The following is a 20,942-nucleotide window of genomic DNA, read 5'->3' on the forward strand; positions in this document are numbered from 1 at the left end:
TCCCGCGGGCTCTTCGGTTTCCATGCAATCAACCGATCGCTGCCGGAGCTCTCGACGAGCTCGAGTTTGGCGCATCGGGATTTTAAAAGAACGAGGATGGGCCATGGCCAACACCGTGTCCGCCAAGAAGATGACCCGCAAGATCGCGAAGCGCACCGCGGTCAACAAGTCGCGTCGCAGCCGGATGCGGACGTTCGTCCGCAAGGTCGAAGAGGCCATTGCTTCCGGCAATCAGACCGAGGCCGTCGCCGCCCTGCGCGCCGCCGAGCCCGAGATGATGCGTGCCGCTCAGAAGGGCATCGTGCACAAGAACACCGCGTCGCGGAAGGTCTCGCGCCTCGCGAGCCGCATCAACGCGCTGAGCGCTTAAAAGCAGCCGTCACGGCTGACTTTTCATCGTCGATCAGACCCGGCCTCGTGGCCGGGTTTTTTCGTTTCCGGAGCTGGATTCGGGCTCCGAATTTTATCCACACGGCAGCTTGACTTTATCCCCGATCGACAGGTTGGACGCTCCACAACACGGATTCAAACTGCACAGAAAACATTCATTTTATTCAATAGCTTAGCAGGCAAAGCATCGCAAAGCATCAGAATCACCCACGAGTCGCGGCGAATCGGTTCTGAATCAAGGTTGCGAAAAGACTCTTTTTTCAGGCCTCCGGACAGGCTGTGATGGAACTGTGAATCAGTTGAAGAGTCAGGACTTTAAAGCCCAGATTCAAAACCTGTGGACGAGGCTGTGAACGCAGCCGGGGGCTTGTGAGCGCCTGCGACTCGACTCGGCCGTATTGCACCCCATCCCGCACCCTGTGTAAGGTCAATTTGCTTCAACGGCTCGCCGTGAAGTCATTCACTCAAAGTTCGAACTAAATTCACCATGTGCGGGGATAAGTCGTTGTTTCATTCTCTCAGGAAGCAAGCGAAGGCTCGTCCCTTACCGAGAGGTAGACTTGATAGACCTTGAGTGAAGGCAAAGGAGGCGGCAGTCAGCGACCGTCTCGACTTAAAAGTAGTCAAATAATCTTTAGTACAATTGGGGGCGCCACGTTTTGGATAACCTGTGAGGCCTTTGTGCCTTGGTGTTCGAAACGGGTCATGCGTGGGGGTTTCCGACCTTAAAGAAGGCGGAACCTCGTGGAGGGACATTGATGTATCGCAGCGAAGATCACCGCACCTTTGCCGCTCCCAGCGAGAACGGCATGGAGGCTCCGGGCGAGCAATCGGCATCGGATGTGTGGACCCGGGTCAAGCGCCGTCTCCGGGCCGAGCTTGGGGAGGACATCTTCGCCAGCTGGTTCGGACGCCTGGAGCTGGATTCGGTAATCGAGGGCTGCGCCTATCTCACCGTTCCCACCCGCTTCCTGAAAAGCTGGATCGAATCCCATTATGCCGACCGGGTGCTGGCTGTTTACCGCTCCGAGAGCGGCGACGTGGAGCGCGTCTCCATCGGCGTGCGCAGCACCCTCGGGCGCGATCCGGCCGCTCAGCGCCGGGTGAGCGAGGCGCCCCGTCCGGCGCCGACCGCCTCCATGGCGCTCCCGAGCACCTCGGGAGAGATCAAGGCCCCGTCCATCGCGGCTCCCCAGGAGGAGCGTGGCGAGAACGGCGATCTCGGCGGCGCGCCGCTCGATTCCCGTCTCACCTTCGAGAGCTTCATCGTCGGCCGCTCCAACGCGCTCGCCCATGCGGCCGCGGACCGGGTCGCCCATGCGCAGAACGGCCAGGCGATCTACAATCCGCTTTATCTTCACGCGGGCGTCGGCCTCGGCAAGACTCATCTTCTCCACGCGATCGGCCATGAAGTGCGCGCGCAGGGCCGCCGCGTCATCTACCTGACCGCCGACCGCTTCATGTACGGCTTCGTGGCTTCCCTGAAGGCGCAGACGTCGCTGGCCTTCAAGGAGCGTCTTCGAGGCATCGACCTGCTCATCATCGACGACGTGCAGTTCATCCAGGGCAAGCAGATCCAGCAGGAATTCGGCCACACCCTGAACGCCCTCATCGATGCGGGCCGTCAGATCGTGATCGCCGCCGACCGACCGCCGGCGGATCTGGAGAACCTGGACGAGCGCGTGCGCTCGCGCCTCGCCGGCGGCCTCGTGGTCGAGGTCAGCGCCCTCGACGAGGCGCTGCGAACCTCGATCCTCACCACCCGCGTCGAAGCTCTGAAAACCATCCATCCGACCTTCGAGGTGGGCCCGAACGTGATCGCCTATGTGGCCCGCGCCATCACGGCCAACGGGCGCGATCTCGAAGGCGCCGTGAACCGGCTGCTCGCCCATGCGACCCTCACCGGCTCCTCCATCACCCTGGAGACCGCCGAGACGGCGATCCGCGACCTCGTGCGCAACCGCGAGCCGAAGCGGGTCAAGATCGAGGATATCCAGAAGCTGGTGGCCTCGCGCTACAACGTCTCCCGCTCGGACATCCTCTCGGAGCGCCGCACCGCCGCCGTGGTGCGCCCGCGCCAGATCGCCATGTACCTGTCCAAGGTGCTCACCCTGCGCTCACTGCCCGAGATCGGCCGCCGCTTCGGCGGGCGCGATCACACCACGGTGCTCCATGCGGTGCGCAAGATCGAGAAGGCTCTGGGCGAAGACCATGCCCTGTCCGACGAGGTCGAACTCCTGAAGCGGATGCTGCAGGAGTAAGCCTTCCGCATCGGCCGCCGCAGGCGATAGGGGCCGGGGATCACCCGGCCTTGCTTTCTCAGGCGACAAAAGCCAACATTGCTGCCCTGCTTGTCCCGCCCAAGGCTCATCCTTGGCGGGATTGGGCCAAGAATTTCACCGAAACCGGGTGCTGGGTTATGAGAGTTACCGTTGAGCGCGCCGCTCTGCTGAAGGCGTTGGGGCATGTGCACCGCGTCGTCGAGCGCCGCAACACCATTCCGATCCTGTCGAACGTCCTGTTGCGTGCAGACGAAGGATCGCTTCGCCTCAAGGCCACCGACCTCGACATCGAGGTGACGGAGACAATCCCGGCCGAGATCACGGATGCCGGCTCGACCACCGTTCCGGCCTACATGATCTACGACATCGTGCGCAAGCTCTCCGACGGCGCCCAGGTGTCGCTCGAGATGACCGCCGATATGGGCCAGATGCAGATCCGCTCCGGCCGGTCGCGCTTCATGCTGCAGGCCCTGCCGGAAAGCGACTTCCCGGATCTCGCCGCCGGCGACCTTCCCCATCGCTTCACCCTGGCGGCGAGCGACCTCAAGCGCCTGATCGAGAAGACGCAATTCGCGATCTCGACGGAGGAGACGCGCTACTACCTCAACGGCATCTATCTCCACACCATCGATGCGGGCGGCTCCATCGTCATGCGTGCGGTCGCCACCGATGGACACCGTCTCGCCCGGGTCGAGATCCCGGCGCCCACGGGCTCGGAAGGCATGCCCGGCGTGATCGTGCCGCGCAAGGCCGTGGCCGAGATCGTCAAGCTCGTGGAGGACGGCTCCGAGAACGTCACCGTCGAACTGTCGTCCGCCAAGGTGCGCCTGACCTTCGACGGCGTGGTGCTGACCTCCAAGCTCATCGACGGCACCTTCCCCGATTACCAGCGCGTCATCCCGGCCGGGAACGACAAGGTTCTCGTGGTCGAGCGCGCCGATTTCTCCAAGGCCGTGGACCGCGTCTCCACCATCTCGTCCGAGCGCGGACGCGCGGTGAAGCTTGCCCTGGGCGACGGGCGCCTGACGCTCACCGTCAACAACCCGGATTCGGGCAGTGCGACGGAAGAGATCGAGGTCGATTACGATGCCGCACCGATCGATATCGGCTTCAACGCCCGCTATCTGCTCGACATCACGTCCCAGCTCGACGGCGACACCGCCCTGTTCAAGCTCGCCGATCCCGGCTCCCCCACCATCGTCCAGGACCGCGAAGGAGCCTCGGCGCTCTACGTCCTGATGCCGATGCGGGTGTAACCGCACCGACAATCGAACTCCACGTCATCACCGGCCTTGTGCCGGTGATCTCGCTTTGATGAGCCGCAACGCTCTTCCTGATCGAGATAGCGGGCACAAGCCAGTCATGGCAAAGTGTTGGCTTGGATACAGGGCCAACAAACACTCCAAAGCCGCTTTGGCCGTGCCGACGCTTGATCTTTCGTCCCCGCTCCTGAATGAAGGGGAGGCATGTCCTCCTCTCCTGTTGCCGTTTCCCGAATCGTCCGCTTGATTCTCCAGGACTTCCGCACCTATGCGAGCCTGGACCTCACCGTCTCGCGCCCGCTGGTGGCGCTGGTGGGCGAGAACGGGGCCGGCAAGACTAACGTGCTGGAGGCGATCTCTCTCTTCATGCCGGGTCGCGGCCTGAGGCGCGCGGAACTGGGCGAGATGGCGCGCCAGGACGGGCCGGGCTCCTTCGCCATTTCCGTGACCCTCGATGCCCCTTACGGCGAGCACCGGCTCGGCACCGGCATCGAGCCTCAAGGGGAGAGCTCCCGCGCCTCGCGCGTCTGTCGCATCGACGGCATGCCCGCCTCCTCGCCCACGGCCTTCGCCGAGTTCCTGCGCATTGTCTGGCTCACGCCGGATCTCGACGCCCTGTTCCGCGGCCCCGCCGGCGACCGGCGGCGCTTTCTCGACCGGCTCGTGCTCGCGGTCGATGCGGAGCACGGCTCGCGGGTGAATGCGCTCGAGCGGGCGCTGCGCTCGCGCAACCGCGTGCTCGAGGACAATCCCGACGACCGGCTCTGGCTCGACGCGCTCGAACGGGAGGTGGCGGAACTCGCCATCGCGGTCGCGGCCGCCCGCCGCGAGACCGTGGAGCGGCTGGCGAGCCTCATCCTCGAAACCCGCGAGGACGAATCGCCCTTCCCCTTCGCTACGATGGGCCTGGAAGGCGATCTCGACACGCTCGTGGCCACCCTTCCGGCCGTCGATGCCGAGGACCGCTACCGGGCGATCCTGCGCGATTCCCGCGCCCGCGACCGGGCCGCCGGGCGCACCCTCGTCGGTCCCCAGGCCTCGGACCTTCTCGTGCGCCATGGCCCGAAGGACATTCCCGCCAACACCGCCTCCACGGGCGAGCAGAAGGCGCTGCTGATCGGCCTCGTGCTCGCCCATGCCCGGCTCGTCGCCAGCATGAGCGGCATCGCGCCCTTCGTGCTCCTCGACGAGGTCGCGGCCCATCTCGACCCCCGCCGCCGGGCCGGGCTCTACGATGCCCTTGAATCGCTTGGCGGACAGGTCTGGATGACGGGCGCGGATCCGGGCCTCTTCGCCGAGCTGCGGGGCCGGGCCGACCTGCTGCATGTGTCGCCCGGCGTGATCGAACCCATCACAATTCCTTGATGGTCCGGAAGGCCACTTGGCCTTATGGTGAGGCAACATTGTCTCTTCCGGTTCGAGAACCATGGATCCCGCGGGCCTGCTGCTCTTCTCTTCCGCCCTGTTCATCGCTGCCGCCTCGCCCGGCCCGGGCATCGCCGCCATCGTCGGGCGCGTCCTCGGCCGCGGACCGAAGGAAGCGGTGGCGTTCAGCGTCGGCGTGGCGCTGGGGGACGTGGTCTGGCTGACCTTCGCCATCCTCGGCCTGGCGGCGCTCGCCCAGGCCTTCCACGAGGTATTCCTGGTCATCAAATATGCCGGCGCCGCCTATCTGCTCTACATCGCCTACAAGATCTGGACGGCGCCGGCGCTGGCCAGAGATGTCGCGGCCAACGCGCGGCCGGAGCACCCGGCCAAGCTTCTCTTCGGCGGGCTCGCCCTTACCCTGGGCAACCCGAAGACCATCGTGTTCTACCTCGCCCTCCTGCCCACGATCCTCGATCTCACCCGGATCACCTTGCTGGGCTATGCGGAGCTGGTGGCGGCGACCGTAAGCGTGCTGGGCGTGGTCTTTGCCGTCTATATCGTGCTCGCCGCCCGCGCCCGGCAGCTTTTCACGACCCCGAAGGCCATCCGGATCCTCAACCGCACGACCGGCGCCCTCCTGGCCGGCGCCGCGGCTGCCGTTGCGTCGAGGTAAGACCTTGGCGATTCTCGGCCCTTTGATCCTGATCTTCTTGGGGACCGTCGTCGTACTACTCTATCGCCGTTGGCAGCTTCGTTCTGCCGCGCGCCTTGGTGTTTTGATCCTCTGGCTTGTTCTCGCCCTGGTCTGCAGCTTTGCGTTTTACGATCGGTACTGGCTTTGGCGGGACTGCTTCAACGAGCTTGGCCGCTGCTACGATAGCAACGCAGGTGTTATGGTCGAACAGTCAGGTCTGATCTGGGGGATCCTGACCCTTCCCTTCGGCCTGCTTGCGATCAGGGGTCTTCGGCAGCTTCTGAGGCAAAGAACCGCCCCTCCGAGCCCTGATTCGGCAGATTTTGGTGGATTTTTCTTCCCCTTTCCACGCGCGCGTATGCGCGTGGGGGTGAAATTTCAACGATTCGTCACTAAATATCTGATCTGACGAATCAAAACACCGGCGTGCCTGTCCTTTTCTGCGCGTCCTGAAGGATCCCAAATGGCCGAACCTGCTATCAACGTGAATGCCGACGCCTATGGCGCGGAATCGATCAAGGTCCTCAAGGGCCTTGACGCGGTACGCAAGCGGCCGGGCATGTATATCGGCGATACCGATGACGGCTCGGGCCTGCACCACATGGTCTACGAGGTGGTGGACAACGCCATCGACGAGGCGCTCGCCGGTCACGCAACGGAAGTCACGGTCACGCTCAATGCGGACGGCTCGGTGACGGTCACCGACAACGGCCGCGGCATTCCCACCGACATCCACCAGGGCGAAGGCGTCTCGGCCGCCGAGGTCATCATGACCCAGCTGCACGCGGGCGGTAAGTTCGACCAGAATTCCTACAAGGTTTCCGGCGGCCTGCACGGCGTGGGCGTCTCGGTGGTGAACGCGCTCTCCACCTCCCTGAAGCTGCGCATCTACCGCAACGGCAAGGAACACTTCATGGAGTTCCGCCACGGCGACGCGGTGGCACCCCTGGCCGTCATCGGCGACGCGCCGGGCAAGCGCGGCACGGAGGTGACCTTCACTCCCTCGCCCGAGACCTTCACCATGGTGGAGTTCGATTACGCGACCCTGGAGCACCGCCTGCGCGAGCTGGCGTTCCTGAACTCGGGCGTGCGCATCATCCTCACCGACAAGCGCCATGCGGAGCACAAGCGCGAGGAGCTGATGTACGAGGGCGGCGTGGAGGCCTTCGTGCGTTATCTCGACCGCGCCAAGACCCCGCTGATCCAGCAGCCGGTCATGATCCGCTCCGAGAAGGACGGCATCGGCGTCGAAGTGGCCCTGTGGTGGAACGACTCGTACCACGAGAACGTGCTCTGCTTCACCAACAACATCCCGCAACGCGACGGCGGCACGCACCTGGCGGGCTTCCGCGCGGCGCTGACGCGCCAGGTTAACGGCTATGCGGAGTCATCGGGCCTCACGAAGAAGGAAAAGGTCTCGCTCACCGGCGACGATTGCCGCGAAGGCCTGACCGCCGTCGTCTCCGTGAAGGTGCCGGATCCGAAGTTCTCGTCGCAGACGAAGGACAAGCTCGTTTCCTCCGAAGTGCGTCCCGCCGTCGAGAACGTGATGAACGAGGCGCTCAACAACTGGCTCGAGGAGCACCCGCAGGAGGCGCGCACCCTCGTCGGCAAGGTAGTGGAAGCCGCCGCCGCCCGCGAGGCGGCCCGTAAGGCGCGTGAGCTCACCCGCCGCAAGGGCGCGCTCGACATCGCGTCGCTTCCCGGCAAGCTCGCCGATTGCCAGGAGCGCGATCCGTCGAAATGCGAATTGCTGCTCGTCGAGGGCGATTCCGCCGGCGGCTCTGCCAAGCAGGGCCGCGACCGCGCCTTCCAGGCCGTGCTGCCACTGCGCGGAAAAATCCTGAACGTGGAGCGCGCGCGCTTCGACAAGATGCTGTCGAGCCAGGAGATCGGCACGCTGATCACCGCGCTCGGCACCGGCATCGGCCGTGAGGAATTCAACCTCGACAAGCTGCGCTACCACCGCATCATCATCATGACCGACGCGGACGTGGACGGCTCGCACATCCGCACCCTGCTGCTCACCTTCTTCTTCCGGCAGATGCCGGAACTGATCGAGCGCGGGCACCTCTACATCGCGCAGCCGCCGCTCTACAAGGCGACCCGCGGCAAGTCCTCGATCTACCTGAAGGACGAGCGCGCGCTGGAAGATTACCTGATCGGCGAAGGCGTCGAGAACGCCGCGCTGCAGCTCGAAACCGGCGTGGCCTTCCAAGGCGACCAGCTGAAGGGTCTGATCGACGAGTCTCGCCTCGTCCGCCAGGTGCTCAACAGCCTGCACACCCGCTACGACCGCAAGGTCGTGGAGCAGGCGGCCATCGCCGCTGCGCTGCGTCCCGACGTGGTCGAGGATCCGCAGAAGGGCCCCGCCGCTGCGACCTATATCGCGCAACGCCTCGACGCGATCTCGGAAGAGCTCGAACGCGGCTGGACCGGCGAGGTTCGCGAGGGCGGCTACGTCTTCTCGCGCACCGTGCGCGGCGTGACGCAGACCGCGACCCTCGACCAGGCCCTGATTGCCAGCCAGGAAGCCAAGAAGCTCGACGAGCGCGCCAAGAATCTGCAGGACGTGTACGCGAAGCCTGCGAAACTCGTGCGCAAGAACGACGAGATGCAGATCGACGGTCCGCTCTCGCTGTTCAACGCCGTCATCGCGTCCGGCCGCAAGGGCCTGCAGCTCCAGCGCTACAAGGGCCTCGGCGAGATGACCGCCCAGCAGCTCTGGGAAACGACCCTGGACCGAGACGTGCGCTCGCTGCTGCAGGTGAAGGTCAAGGACACGACGGACGCCGACGATCTCTTCGTCAAGCTCATGGGCGACGTTGTGGAACCGCGCCGCGAGTTCATCCAGGAAAACGCACTCTCGGTGGCGAACCTGGACGTGTGATGAAATCCATGTTGGACAGTCACGCAAATACTGCGAATCGCGAACCAATTAATGCGAAGTGATCCATCAAATCGGCTATAGGGGACCAATTGGTAGAAGGCTAAAATCTTGTCCCCTGGTGTAGAAGTCTGACTCTAACCCGGGGGTATCCTGACTCGAATCGGCGAAAAGGCTGACTCTTCGGTCCTTGCAGCCTTGGGTTGTGTGCGGACTGACGGGACCGGGCGCATCCGCCAAGGATTGAAAAAGGCCCACCTCCTTCAGGAAAGGCGGGCCTTTTTTCGTCCAGACGGCCTCAACATCCCTGCATCGAGTCCTTTGGCTGAGTCCAGGCTGCCCGCCCAACACCAGGCGCACGAGTCCTGCGGGTCTGGGACATCCAAGTGCCGGGGTCCGCCGTCCCGTGCGTCAGGACCCGGACCTCAGCGCCAGTTCACGTAGCTCTTGCTGACCTCCCACTGGAGGGATTCGTAGGTGTAGCCCTCGGCTGGCCCTTAGTACGACGACACCGGCCAGCAACCCACGTGGGTCTCGCCCGGTCCCAGGATTCGATCGCTCGAGAGCGAATAAGCATTCATGACGGAACTGCTGTAGCCCGGCTTGTAGGCCGAGAGGCTGAAGCTCACCGACGAGAGCGTCCTGTCGGGTGACCTGTTCGTGACGTCCACCATCACCGGATAGCGGGGGTCGGCACAGGCCGTCCGGCTGCCGCGTGCCCGCATGACGACCTGGGCCAGCTCCCTTTCCCGGGCCTCCGCCCGGCGTCGGTCCGGTTGGTTCATGAAGAGGAACAGGGCGCCACCCCGACAACGAGAACGCCGAGCAGCGCGAACATCTGCCTCGGAAACGAGAAGAAAAGGAATAGGGCGATCCCTATCCCGGCGATCCCTGCCATGTTTGTGCCCCCGGCTCGCGGCAAGGGGCGATATTACGGAACAGCCAACGCCTGCCAAGCTGGTCGCGTCTCATGGCAGTGGATCGTGTCGGGCACATCGCCATCCCGGGGATTTCCCCGCATTCCACAGTAAAGAACAAATTAAGAACATTGCCCTGGAGACTGGAGCGGCGAATCAGTATCGTCGCGGCTCTCAAGGGAGGTGACGATGACCGATCAGGTACATCCTGCGTGCGACACGGACCGGATGGAGGCGGACGTCACGGCCGTGATCGAGGCCTGCGGCGGCGATCCGAGAACGGCCATCAAGGCCCTTCTCGTCGAGCAGGAGATCCTCGAGCAGCGGATCGCGCGCCTAGCGTCGGCGCTGTCGTTTGGCTACGTCCGCGGAAGTACGGGTGCCAACCGTCCCGACCCCGCACGTCCATGATGTTCCAGCTTTGCCCGCGCCCGACCGAAACACCTGAGCGACCCGGAGGATCCAATCCCATGCGACGCGGTCATTCGAGAAAGTCCCGGCGCCTCATGACTCGGGAGGTTGCCGACAGGCTCCTGGAGTCCCTGCGTCCGACTCGCCATCTCCTCACGCGGACGTTGGCTGATATCCCGATCGGCGGCCCGGAATACCGTCAGATCGATCGCGTGGTGCAGGAGATCGATGGACTCGCCGAGATCCTGATCGGCGACGGGGCCCACTACCATCAGAAGGTCCATTCCATACCGATGCCCGACCCGGGACATGGCGGCGAATAGATATGGGAAAGGCGCGTGTCCAAACTGCACAGAGCGAATGATCTCAGGCAATCGGCAGTTGCCCAAAGTCCGGTTATCGCTGCATCACCGACATTTGGTGTACTTCCGCTTGGTGCCATTACCGGACGTTCCGTAGCTGACGGGACGACGCAGATTCGGGAACGGACTATGTCTCAAGTAGGACACGGGGCGCGCCTGAGATAATTCCGCCGCCCTTCTGGTTTACTGGAAAACCTTATCTAACGTGATGGGCAGGTCGCGTACACGCTTCCCGGTCGCGTGATGGACCGCATTGGCGATCGCGGCGGCAACGCCGACGATGCCGATCTCGCCCAAACCCTTGATGCCGAGCCGGTTGATGGTGCCGTCCGGCTCGTCGACGAAAATCACCTCGACGTCGTGTATGTCGGCGTTCACCGGCACGTGGTATTCCGCGATGTTGGCATTCATGACGCGCCCGAAGGTGTGGTCGAGGAGCGTTTCCTCGTGCAGCGCCATGCCGATGCCCCATACCACCCCGCCCAGAATCTGGCTGCTGGCAGTCTTGGTGTTCAGGATGCGCCCGGCAGCGACCGCATTGACGACGCGGGTAACCCGGATAACCCCGAGTTCCTCGTCTACCTTGACCTCGGCGAAGACGGCCGAATGCGTGTTGTGCGAATGCGCTTCGTTCTTGGGAAAGTGCGTTGTCTCCTCCCGCTCGATGCGATCGATTCCGCCCTGCCGCATGGCGTCCGCAATCGACACCGCACGGGCCGGGTCCTTGTTGCCCACGATCTTGCCGTCAGCGAGCCGGACGTCATCGGGCTCAACGTCCGAAAGTGGCGAATTCGGCGCCTTCTTGGCGAGGTTCAGCAATTCGCTGCGAATCACACCAGAGGTCGTCACGATCGCATTGGCAACCGACGCCGCAATCCATGACCCTCCTTCGACGGGTGATTGCGGCAGCGTCGAGTCGCCGAGCTTGACGCTGATGTTCTCGATCGGAAGGCCCAGCATGTCGGCAGAGACCTGAGCCATGATCGTATAAGTGCCGGTGCCGATATCGGAGGTTGCGCAGGACACCTCGGCGTGACCGTTGGCGGTGAGCACGATGCGCACCGCGACCGGCACCTGCAATGCCTCCCAGACGCCGGTCGCCATTCCCCAGCCCACCAGCTCGCTACCATCGCGCATCGAGCGCGGCTCAGGGTTGCGCTTGTCCCAGCCGAACGCTTCGGCGCCTCTGTGATAGCATTCCCGCAGGTTCTTGCTGCTGTAGGGCCGGTCTGCAATCTGGTCCCGGTCCGAATAACAACGCAATCTCAGATCGAGAGGATCGAGTCCGAGCGCGACCGCGAGCTCGTCCATGGCGCATTCGAGAGCATAAACGCCGGTCGCCGCGCTTGGTGCACGCATGTCGCACGAGCTTGGAAGGTCAAGGGGCGCGAGCCTGTGCGCGTATGTCGTATTAGGGCACCGATAGAGCAGGCCGGACCAGCCGGTCTCCTGCCGGTAGAAGTGCTCGTATTGCGAGGTCACGGTGACCGCGTCGTGCGAAATCGCCTCCAGAGTTCCGTCGGCTTTCGCACCGAGATCGATCCGCTGGATCATGGCCGGCCGATAGCCGAGCCCGTACATCTGCTGTCGGGTGAGCCCGACACGTACGGAGCGCTTCAATGCGAGCGCCGCCAAGGCGGCCAGCACCACCTGATATTGCGGCCGCAACCCTGAGCCGAACGCTCCGCCCGTGAAGGGCGAGAGCACGCGGACGCTGCCCGGTGCGAGCTCGAGCGCGCCGCAGAGATAGCGTTGGACATTCTGAACGCCCTGGGTCTTGTCGTAGACGGTAAGCTTGCCATCAGGCTCGTACATCACGGTCGAGGCATAGAGCTCGATCGGGTTGTGATGCTCGATCGGGACGGAATACTCGCCTTGATGGCGCACGGCCGCTGCCGCGAGTGCTGCCTTGGCGTTGCCGCGCGGCTTTGGTGGGGCGAAGGGGCTCGAGCCGGGTTCCGCAGCAGCTTTCAAGACAGATTCCACATCACGCTGGCGTTGCATGTCCGTGACGTGCGGCTCCTCGTGGTAGTCGACCTGAACCAGGGACGCCGCGAACTGGGCGGTCTCCAGATCGTTGGCCACAACCAGCGCCACCGGCTGACCGTCGAACAGGATCGCGTCATCGTACAGAGGCCGGAACGGCGAACCGTCTGGCGCCAAATCGTCCTTATAGCCGCTGTCGCCGTCGGCCATCCGAGGCCGGTTCGTGTGGGTAAGTACGTCGATCACGCCGTCGACCCGCAAGGCATCGCTCACGTCGATGCGCGCGACTCTGCCCTTGGCGATGGTTGATGTGACGACGCTGCCGTGTGCAAGGTCGGCGGCCTTGGGTTCTGCTGCGTATTTTGCCGCGCCCGTGACCTTCGCATGGCCATCGACGCGGGATGTGGCGGTGCCGATATAGGTCATGACAGTCACCGGATCTTCTTGATGGCCTGGACTTGAGGCGTGCCACGCGCGGCCTGAGTCAAGGTGCGTTCGATCGCACGACGGGCAAGGCCGATTTTGAAATCGTTGTGCCCGAAGCCACGGCTATTCTGCAGCAGGATGTCGGCTGCTTTGGCAAAAGCCTCACGATCAGGAGCCTCGCCCTGCAAGGCCGCTTCGGCTTCCGTTCTCCGCCAGGGCTTGTGCGCCACGCCGCCGAGTGCGAGCCGCGCTTCCTTGATGCGCCCATTCTCGAACTCCAGGGCCGCCGCGACCGACACGAGTGCAAATGCATAGGACAGCCGATCCCGGATCTTCAGATAGCTGTAGTTGGCAGCGAAGCCCTTAGGCGGCAGTTCGACGGCGACAATGATCTCGTCCGGCGCGAGGTTAGTGTCGATCTCCGGGGTATCGCCTGGCAGGCGATGGAAATCGGCGAAGGGGATCGCGCGCTCCCCGGATGGCCCTGCGACATGCACCATAGCCTCGAGCGCCGCGAGCGCGACGCACATGTCGGACGGATGCGTCGCGATGCAGGCTTCGCTCGTCCCAAGGATGGCATTGATGCGGTTGATGCCTGTGATTGCAGAGCAGCCGCTGCCGGGATCGCGCTTGTTGCATGGGGTCACCGTGTCATAGAAGTACAGGCACCGCGTGCGCTGCATCAGATTTCCGCCGGTCGATGCCATGTTGCGCAATTGCTGCGACGCACCCGCCAGGATCGCGCTCGACAACAAGGGATAGCGCGCTTCGACCAGTGGATGGTAGGCCAAGTCGCTGTTCGGCACGAGCGCACCGATGCTCAGGCCCCCGCTCGGAGCTTCCTCGACAGTCCTGAGAGGCAGATGCGAGATGTCGATGAGCCGCCCGGGGCGTTCAACATCGTACTTCATCAGATCCACGATGTTGGTGCCCCCTGCGATGAAGCTGGCGTCCGGATCGGCTGCGATCTGTCGGAGAGCGTCGCCAACGTCGGTCGCTTGGGAAAATTGAAAGTTGATCATGGCTTGCCCCCCATGACAGCCATGGCCTGCTGGATCGCCGCGACGATCCTGGGATACGCACCGCAGCGGCAGATATTCCCGCTCATCAGTTCGCGGATCTCGTCAGCGCTATGCGCCCTCCGCTCACTGATCAAAGCAACGGCCGACATGATCTGGCCGGGCGTGCAATAGCCGCACTGGAAGGCGTCATGGTCGATGAAGGCCTGCTGCACCGGGTGCAGGGCACCATCCTTCTCCAATCCTTCGACGGTGATCACTTGAGCGCCCTCCAGCCTGATCGCGAGGACGAGGCATGACGTCACCCGGCGTCCATCCACGAGCACCGTGCAGGCGCCGCATTGGCCGTGATCACAGCCCTTCTTGGTGCCAGTCAGATCCAGATCTTCACGCAGCGCGTCGAGCAATGTCGTCCATGGGGCAACGGTCAGCGTGCGCGCCACGCCGTTGACATGAAGCGTGATTGTAACCTTTGGGGGCAGTGAAAGGCTGTGCTGGCCCTCTCGGGCCTCTCGCAAGGGTTTGTCCATGGGGATCGTCCAACCAGACGGCGTTGTCACTTTACGCGGTGTGGCGGAGAGGTCGTACGGATCCTGCTCCGGATCACGCTACCATTGATTTACATTCTGCCTACCACACGGTGAAGTCAAGGCACCGTCACATCGATGTCAGGCTGCTCAGGAGCGATCAATGTCACCCTTGTCTGGGAGAAGGCCTGTGGCGCTCCCTGAGGTAGTCTCGAGACCGTGTATCACCAGTTCGCCGAAGTTGTAGGCTTCAGAAAACGATACTCCATATCCTCTTAATTGCCAGGCTGGGCTTTGCCGCTGGAGTCGGCTTCGGGTCATTTCGCGACCAAGAGCCCCGCGGTCTGAATGTCCGCTTTGCCCAGCCTTTCAGACGATCGGGATCCCAGCCGCCATCGTTAAGATTTCGTTAACCTCTTGGTCTCGCTGCTCTTCGGCACGGCAACGATACCGAACAGGCCCACGAGTTCGCTTACTCCGCACGAATCCAGCACCATGCGCTCACTTCTGATAAGTACCTATCTTCAGAAGTGAGGCTAGACTCTCTGCTGGGTAGTTGCACCTTCAATGGAAGAGGTTCCGGCTAATCGAAGTCGTACTCCTGTAGAATGCCTGCGTCACAGATCGAATTCCTCCGCGGCTCGGCAGCTACAGCAGGTTTATAGGTGACATGCGAGCCAACTGAGCTTTAACAGCTTCAGCGCGCCCTTGGTTGACCAGCTGCTCCGCCGTCTGTCCGTCGAGACCGGGCAGAGGCCGTGTCCGGTACCAGGCAACTGCACGTGCCGTAGAGCCTACCCAGGGAATAACCAGATTGATGACTTCAATCGCATCTGTGAACCGATCTGATCTGCTCTTGTCAGGTGGATTGTGACCTTCGAGTATAGCAGCCGACAGTGCTTGTTGATCTCGAGATAGCCCAGGATCCCGCAGACTATGGTTTTCTCTCTGCCTTTCTCGCCTCATCGCAATCTCGTTGAGAACGACGGCGCACCATCCCAGAGCACAGACAAGAGAAGGCGTTACAACGGAATATAGAAACCAAAACCCATTGAGGTGCCCTGCCCGATATGCCGACCAGCCGGCAAGCACCATGAGGGCAGGAAAGACAATGCCGAAGAAAAGCGGCGACTTGTACATGCTGGCCTCTAGCAACTGGTCACGGGAAGCAGCCGACGGTTAAAAACTTCATGTGGCAGCCAACAACCTCTGCTGAAGTGAACGCAATTACGCTTGTGGCAACAGCAATCAATGACGATGCTTTCTACCCGATGGCAGACCTTTAAGGACAGATATGGCGCTGTCATCGTACCCGTCGGCTACCATTGTTACTTCCGATAGCTTATCTGCCAAGGCACGTTTGATCACATCTTCGATCTCACTCAGGAGTAAGCCGCAGCCCGCTAGCCTTTGAACAAGCGCCATGATAGAGGGATCGAGTGGCTGGAATTCAGACCAATGGTCTTCACTGTCGTAAGAACGGATCACTTGGTCCTCCAACGTTCAGCTTCACGAATTTCCCGCGTACTCAGCCAGGGATACCTTCTGGCGGAATCCTGCCATCTTTTCCAAACCGGAAACTCTCGACGTGGATCTCCCCTCTGGGATCAACCCGTCCATAAACCATCCCCGGAAACGTCTGAGAGCCCAAGGTCTGGAATCCATCCGGGAAGACTGCAGTATAATGCATCAGGACACGGGCCCGACCATCAAAGCGTCGATCTGGATGAACAGCAATCGAGGTTGCACTACATTCAATGCCATGGAAGCTGAATGCGATATCCTTGTCGTGGTAGTAGTCGGCAATAGACGACCATCCAGGGAGCCCCCAATTGGAGCCAAGCGGACTTGCTCGGCTATTTTCTTGCATAGCTCCGGAGAGGTGGTGAAATCGGAGTCCATGGCTCCACCTATCGATCTGTTTCACTGCGGAGTAGTGCTCAAACACACATTTGGGTCAACGAAGCTATCTCCGGGCGACTATGATCGAGCACCATCATCCAAAAGAGCACCGTTAAACCCGAACCGCTCACTCTGAGAAAAGATAGCATAAAGATCTCCGCAAATCCATTTGCTATCTATTTATTGCCCACTCCAAAAGTTTCAGACCTGTAGTTCCGAAATAATTGGCATGTTGATTTGCTTTTAATTCGGCAACATAAACAGAACTGGTTTGCACTCTCAACAGATATCAACCTATTTATTTATCATGATTAAGAGGCTGACGAACAATCTTATTGCTCGGTACAAGTGTTTTATTCAACATAGTTTTGGTGCTGGCCGCTGCCGCGGATGTGGGCTGTTTGACGATCCAGGAGCCCTGCCATGGATTCCTGTTTCTATGCCAGCGATCTCACCGATGCCGAATGGGCGCTGCTCGCGCCCCTTATTCTCTGCAGACATCCGGCTGGGCGGCGACAAATCTATCCGTTATGGAGCATCGTCGATGCGATCTTCTACCTGCTGCGCACCGGCGCTCAATGGCGGCTGCTGCCGCATGAGTACCCTCCGCGATGCCCCATCTTCTACCACTACGCCCAGTGGCGCGAGGACGGCACCTGGGAGCACGTGACCAAGGTTCTGCGCGAGAGTGACCGCTGCAGGATCGGCCGCAATTCGCAGCCCACAGCCGCGATCCTCGACATCCAATCAGTCAAGACTACTGAGATGGACGGACCGCGTGGCTATGATGGCGCCAAGAAGGTCAAGGCTCGCAAGCACCATCTGCTGATTGATACGCAATATTGAGCCTCAAACTTAATGCGGCGAAGCGTGTAACTAAGACACATAATGTGCTTGAGTCAGGCTTTTATGTCATGGCGGCCACTTTGAGTCAGCTTTCTCTGGAATCAGAGTCAGAGTTTTGATGCGTACTTCCCTAGGAGGAAGCTGCAAACAGAGTCTGACTTATGGTGTCTCGTACATCCACTTTGGGTACCGTCAGAAATAATCGGAAACCCTTCGCATTAAACGCTAAATTTCGTCACTAATGCGAAGGACTTCGCAAAAACTAATTCTGGCAATAAGTTACGCACTATTCAGCATACATAGGTTCGATCGCAACAGCTTTGCGGTCGGACCACTTTTAAGTTGGGGCGCCCTTAGTTCGAGGACTCGGTACAAAGTGTCTCAAATAGGCAATTGGAAGCCGGTCCAAGTGTCTAAACGAACTCTAAGCACAGCGCTCAAAGGCAGCTCGAATTGCTGCTCCGACCTCGCCCGGAGAACTGTCCGCTGGAAGCACGATAGTTTCCTCCTCTCCCCGACCGCTCCAACCTTCAAGTTTCTCGTGAACCGTAGGCTCGATTGTTAATACATCATCTGAAATGGTTAGGTTGCAACTCAGCATGCTTTTGAATAATGCTCTTTTCGTTTTAAAGCCATGCTTCTGCATCAGCTCGTCAATCCATAGATCATGATCTCTTTTAAGCCGACCAAGCTCAAAAAAATCGGGAATCTGCTCTAGTGACAAAAACCTGCTTTTGCCCAAGCATTCTTGGGCAGCAATACCGAGATCTCTCTCGTTAATAGTCGCTGGAACTATACAATAAGCACGCCCTATCTCAATTGCGGAACCCCTATAACCAGAATGGGTCACGATTGAAATAAAATCTGCTGTTTTATATGCAACAGACCATTTTTTGGGTTTGACATTTTTCATCTTATTTCACCACAGTCACTATTAGCTTAACGCTTTGCATATTGTTGCCAGCTGCGTATTCGACTGCTCTGTTGATTTGCTCCCATTGTGCTGATGTGGTTCCTGCTGGGACGGCCACTTGAAGTTGACGGACCTCAATATGATTAGGATCAACGCTTCTGTTATCTAACCTGTACGTTTTATTATAGTTTGCCATATCATCGATATTGGCCTTCAGCGAGTAGTACACCTGCTTAGGATCCGCGAGCTTCGCAGCCGTCATCGTGTCTAGGGTCTTTGCACTTGTGGCAACGCCGCTTGCTTCGTCGAAGAAGTCGAATGTCTTGAAATTAGCAGGGAGCCTGGAGCCTTTTGGCAGTTGTCCTGCCAAGTAGTCCTTCCAAGGCATACCCTGTTCGAGAATCTCTCCACCCCATTTGATATTGGCGTCAAGAATTTTTGTTCCTTTGAGCGAGATTTTGCCCAAGCCGAGTTCAGCCGCCTCAGCAATCTTCGGGACTGCGGACTTGAGAACTTTAAGCGTTCCTTTGCCAAGAGCCCCGCCCGCGCCGCCAGATGCAATGATTGACCCCACTTCATATGCCAGCTCGCCTTCGATGCGCCCCATGGCAACATAATCGCCTTGCGCTGAAGCTTGCGCGTACAGGATAGCCTTATCCTGTACGCTATTGACCACTTCGACTGCCGCACCCTTAAGCGTGCCGGCAGGGTCTTTGAGCATGGTCACAACCTGATCGCGCATTGCCCCAAAGAACTGCTCCGCCTCCTTGCGGCGCGGGTCGTCGGCACCATAGGTCAATGCAACGGCATAAGCCCCGAGATCTCCCATCGCCCGGAGGTCACTTCCGGCCGCAGCAAGCGCTCCCGCTGCAAATCCGGTGGAGGCTGCGCCGCTCCCGATTGTACTCCGCTCTAAGATCCCTAAAGCCACCTTCCCGGCTGCATACCAGCAGCTATCCTGCTCGCTCTTGCTCAGATAAACGGTCTCGCCAGTGCTCAACTGCACCGGACAGCCTCCGCTGGCATACGCCGGTGTGAACAGCAGGTCGTGCAGGTTGAAGCTTTGTTGGCCGCAATGCGACAAGCTAGCCGCGAGGGCCTTGTAGTCGAGCTCCCCGCTGTTCAGCGCAGCACCGACACGTGAAGCATTCGGGCTGCCGAGTTGGCTCAGGATTCCGCCGAGTGCCTTGTCTACCGTTTTTCCAAGCGCTCCGCCTGCTGCCGCAAGCTGATCAATGCCATTTCTGACATTATTGGGAAGATTTTCGAAGTTTCGGATATTTGCTTGAATGCCTTCGAATCCGGATGCGATCTCCTGGACCGCATTGGTTGATGCATAGACCTGCACGCCCGCGCGTTCATTCTTGGTGATGACCTGCGCTTCATCGACATCGCGGTTGATGTCCTTGACGTCCTGCTTCTGCTTGTCCTTGTCGCGGACCGTGATGGTGCCTGCCCCAATCGTCGCCTGCGTCACCTGCTCGATGTCGTGGCTGGCGTACGAGCCCGACACGTTCACGCCCGTGCTGGTCGGCGTCTGGCCGTTCGGCAGGGTCTGCGTGCCGAGCGTCACTTCCGCCTAATCGTTGATTGAGATGCCCGTGCAGCGGTCCTAGATGCCTTTGAATTCGAGCGTGGCGGTGTCGAGAGCTACGCCGTTCAACCAGACCTGCTCTCTTATTGATGCAGTTAAGGTTCGGTAAATCGACTCACCCCTGCAAACGAAAATCTTACACTACTTTATACGCCATGCATGTATCGGTGAAAGTAAACGTCATTGTTACGCATCGCATTGCTTCTACATAACTCAAAACAATATGTCCTCTTCTACCTGTTGATGGCATATGGGTTTTAAACTCAACGAGATTTTTGGTCCATTTTACATCACTTATCTCATAATCCTCCCCGTCAATATAGTCACGGCCGGTGACTTTTAGGCCATCTAAATCAGCAGATATCTCATATTCTGTCCTGGCATCATCTTCTTCAGTACGCCAACGTCCGACCAAAGGGTGCCCGGCCAAAATTTTCGTAACATTAGGCATTCTATTTAATCCTTGTTACCACCTGGGAAGCCGGGTGGCATTGGCTTAACTATCTTCTTCCCTGTCTGGGGGTGGATATAAATGACCTTGGTCGGATCTGTCGGATGAGGCCTAAGGTGTTTGAAAGGATTATCAGTCCCATTAGGACTTCCCGAGAAGCCTCTCTCTCCTTTTATCTGTGCATATTGTGCTAAATCTGGATTCTCTGAAAGTTTAGCCTCCCAGCGATCCATTATATCTCTTGACTGTTCCACACAGGCGTCGCTCTTTGCGCAAATAGATGCCGTCGACTTAATAGTGCCGCTGAATTCATCGCCCAGACCAGAGGGGTCAAGTAACATCTGCATTACAGCATATGCCAGATCAAGACCACCGATATCGCCCTTCCCTACAGCGTTACTTACGTCATCTGGGATGGCAGCGCTTGAGGTAAAGTTTTTGTCGGCTATTTTTTCAATGTTTTCACGTATACCTTTGAAACCAGTCGCAAGTTCTTGAAGTGCGTCAGATGACAGATGTACCTCTACTCCTGCCTTTTCTTCCTTCGTGATGATCTGAGTTGAACCAGCTTCGCGGTTGATCATAGCCGCATCCTGCTTCTGCTTGTCCTTGTCGCGGATCGTGATCGTGCCCTCGCCGATGGTGGCTTTCGTCACCTGCTGGATATCATGGCTGGCGTACGAGCCGGACACGTTCACGCCCGTG

The 20,942-nt window shown here is 60.1% G+C and carries 20 protein-coding genes; 10 read left to right on the forward strand and 10 right to left on the reverse strand.

Annotated features, from left to right (window positions below; all coding sequences use genetic code 11):
• Window positions 1–103: 103 nt before the first annotated feature.
• The 7 genes from rpsT (at window position 104) to gyrB (ending at window position 8,886) form a co-directional block, all read left to right on the forward strand.
• On the forward strand, window positions 104–370 hold the full coding sequence (gene rpsT / locus U0023_RS07615) for a 30S ribosomal protein S20 (protein WP_009490503.1): 267 nt from the start codon (window positions 104–106) through the stop codon (window positions 368–370).
• A 778-nt stretch (window positions 371–1,148) separates the two neighbouring features.
• Window positions 1,149–2,651, forward strand: a complete 1,503-nt coding sequence (gene dnaA, locus U0023_RS07620; RefSeq protein WP_009490505.1) for a chromosomal replication initiator protein DnaA — start codon at window positions 1,149–1,151, stop codon at window positions 2,649–2,651.
• Between the two features lie 158 nt (window positions 2,652–2,809).
• Window positions 2,810–3,928: a DNA polymerase III subunit beta gene (gene dnaN / locus U0023_RS07625; RefSeq protein ID WP_040638226.1), complete on the forward strand. Its 1,119-nt coding sequence runs from the start codon at window positions 2,810–2,812 to the stop codon at window positions 3,926–3,928.
• Between the two features lie 210 nt (window positions 3,929–4,138).
• Entirely contained in the window at window positions 4,139–5,299 is a 1,161-nt protein-coding gene (recF, locus tag U0023_RS07630) for a DNA replication/repair protein RecF (RefSeq protein WP_009490509.1), read from the forward strand.
• Between the two features lie 61 nt (window positions 5,300–5,360).
• Window positions 5,361–5,975 (forward strand): LysE family translocator, encoded by a 615-nt coding sequence (locus tag U0023_RS07635; protein WP_009490511.1) that lies wholly within the window; start codon window positions 5,361–5,363, stop codon window positions 5,973–5,975.
• Between the two features lie 4 nt (window positions 5,976–5,979).
• Window positions 5,980–6,405 (forward strand): hypothetical protein, encoded by a 426-nt coding sequence (locus U0023_RS07640; RefSeq protein ID WP_009490513.1) that lies wholly within the window; start codon window positions 5,980–5,982, stop codon window positions 6,403–6,405.
• A 54-nt stretch (window positions 6,406–6,459) separates the two neighbouring features.
• Complete coding sequence (gene gyrB / locus U0023_RS07645; protein WP_009490514.1) at window positions 6,460–8,886, forward strand: DNA topoisomerase (ATP-hydrolyzing) subunit B; 2,427 nt, start codon at window positions 6,460–6,462, stop codon at window positions 8,884–8,886.
• A 494-nt stretch (window positions 8,887–9,380) separates the two neighbouring features.
• Here gyrB and U0023_RS07650 read toward each other — a convergent pair whose 3' ends face one another.
• The gene (locus tag U0023_RS07650; protein WP_009490515.1) at window positions 9,381–9,668 is read right to left on the reverse strand and encodes a hypothetical protein; all 288 of its coding nucleotides are present in this window, start codon (window positions 9,666–9,668) and stop codon (window positions 9,381–9,383) included.
• Between the two features lie 321 nt (window positions 9,669–9,989).
• On the opposite strand from U0023_RS07650, the gene U0023_RS07655 reads away from it, so the two are divergent.
• Together U0023_RS07655 and U0023_RS07660 are read left to right on the forward strand one after the other, a co-directional pair.
• Window positions 9,990–10,211 carry a hypothetical protein gene (locus U0023_RS07655; RefSeq protein WP_009490516.1) on the forward strand — a complete coding sequence of 74 codons (222 nt, stop codon included), beginning with the start codon at window positions 9,990–9,992 and terminating at the stop codon, window positions 10,209–10,211.
• Window positions 10,212–10,270: 59 nt separating this feature from the next.
• Window positions 10,271–10,534 (forward strand): hypothetical protein, encoded by a 264-nt coding sequence (locus U0023_RS07660; protein ID WP_009490517.1) that lies wholly within the window; start codon window positions 10,271–10,273, stop codon window positions 10,532–10,534.
• A 222-nt stretch (window positions 10,535–10,756) separates the two neighbouring features.
• On the opposite strand, the gene U0023_RS07665 is transcribed toward U0023_RS07660, so the two are convergent.
• The 5 genes from U0023_RS07665 to U0023_RS07685 form a co-directional block, all read right to left on the reverse strand.
• Window positions 10,757–12,985 carry a xanthine dehydrogenase family protein molybdopterin-binding subunit gene (locus U0023_RS07665; protein WP_009490518.1) on the reverse strand — a complete coding sequence of 743 codons (2,229 nt, stop codon included), beginning with the start codon at window positions 12,983–12,985 and terminating at the stop codon, window positions 10,757–10,759.
• Between the two features lie 5 nt (window positions 12,986–12,990).
• Entirely contained in the window at window positions 12,991–14,007 is a 1,017-nt protein-coding gene (locus U0023_RS07670; protein WP_009490519.1) for an FAD binding domain-containing protein, read from the reverse strand.
• Window positions 14,004–14,534, reverse strand: a complete 531-nt coding sequence (locus tag U0023_RS07675; protein WP_009490520.1) for a (2Fe-2S)-binding protein — start codon at window positions 14,532–14,534, stop codon at window positions 14,004–14,006. Before U0023_RS07675 ends, U0023_RS07670 begins: the two co-directional genes overlap by 4 nt.
• A gap of 645 nt (window positions 14,535–15,179) precedes the next feature.
• Window positions 15,180–15,671, reverse strand: coding sequence for an antitoxin Xre/MbcA/ParS toxin-binding domain-containing protein (locus tag U0023_RS07680; RefSeq protein ID WP_245272899.1), 492 nt, complete (start codon window positions 15,669–15,671; stop codon window positions 15,180–15,182).
• A 108-nt stretch (window positions 15,672–15,779) separates the two neighbouring features.
• Window positions 15,780–16,019, reverse strand: a complete 240-nt coding sequence (locus U0023_RS07685) for a hypothetical protein (protein ID WP_154660990.1) — start codon at window positions 16,017–16,019, stop codon at window positions 15,780–15,782.
• 837 nt (window positions 16,020–16,856) lie between these two features.
• Between U0023_RS07685 and U0023_RS07690 the strand changes: the two genes are divergently transcribed.
• The gene (locus U0023_RS07690; protein ID WP_009490521.1) at window positions 16,857–17,279 is read left to right on the forward strand and encodes a transposase; all 423 of its coding nucleotides are present in this window, start codon (window positions 16,857–16,859) and stop codon (window positions 17,277–17,279) included.
• 424 nt (window positions 17,280–17,703) lie between these two features.
• Here U0023_RS07690 and U0023_RS07695 read toward each other — a convergent pair whose 3' ends face one another.
• The 4 genes from U0023_RS07695 to U0023_RS07710 all read right to left on the reverse strand — a co-directional run bounded on the left by U0023_RS07695 (window position 17,704) and on the right by U0023_RS07710 (window position 20,893).
• Window positions 17,704–18,192: a contact-dependent growth inhibition system immunity protein gene (locus U0023_RS07695; RefSeq protein WP_083861338.1), complete on the reverse strand. Its 489-nt coding sequence runs from the start codon at window positions 18,190–18,192 to the stop codon at window positions 17,704–17,706.
• 1 nt (window position 18,193) lies between these two features.
• On the reverse strand, window positions 18,194–19,765 hold the full coding sequence (locus tag U0023_RS07700; RefSeq protein ID WP_009490522.1) for an endonuclease toxin domain-containing protein: 1,572 nt from the start codon (window positions 19,763–19,765) through the stop codon (window positions 18,194–18,196).
• 157 nt (window positions 19,766–19,922) lie between these two features.
• Window positions 19,923–20,237, reverse strand: coding sequence for a hypothetical protein (locus U0023_RS07705; protein ID WP_154660991.1), 315 nt, complete (start codon window positions 20,235–20,237; stop codon window positions 19,923–19,925).
• Window positions 20,238–20,242: 5 nt separating this feature from the next.
• Window positions 20,243–20,893 carry a hypothetical protein gene (locus U0023_RS07710; protein WP_154660992.1) on the reverse strand — a complete coding sequence of 217 codons (651 nt, stop codon included), beginning with the start codon at window positions 20,891–20,893 and terminating at the stop codon, window positions 20,243–20,245.
• Window positions 20,894–20,942: the final 49 nt, after the last annotated feature.

It is taken from the genome of Microvirga lotononidis (assembly GCF_034627025.1).
Lineage (GTDB): Bacteria > Pseudomonadota > Alphaproteobacteria > Rhizobiales > Beijerinckiaceae > Microvirga > Microvirga lotononidis.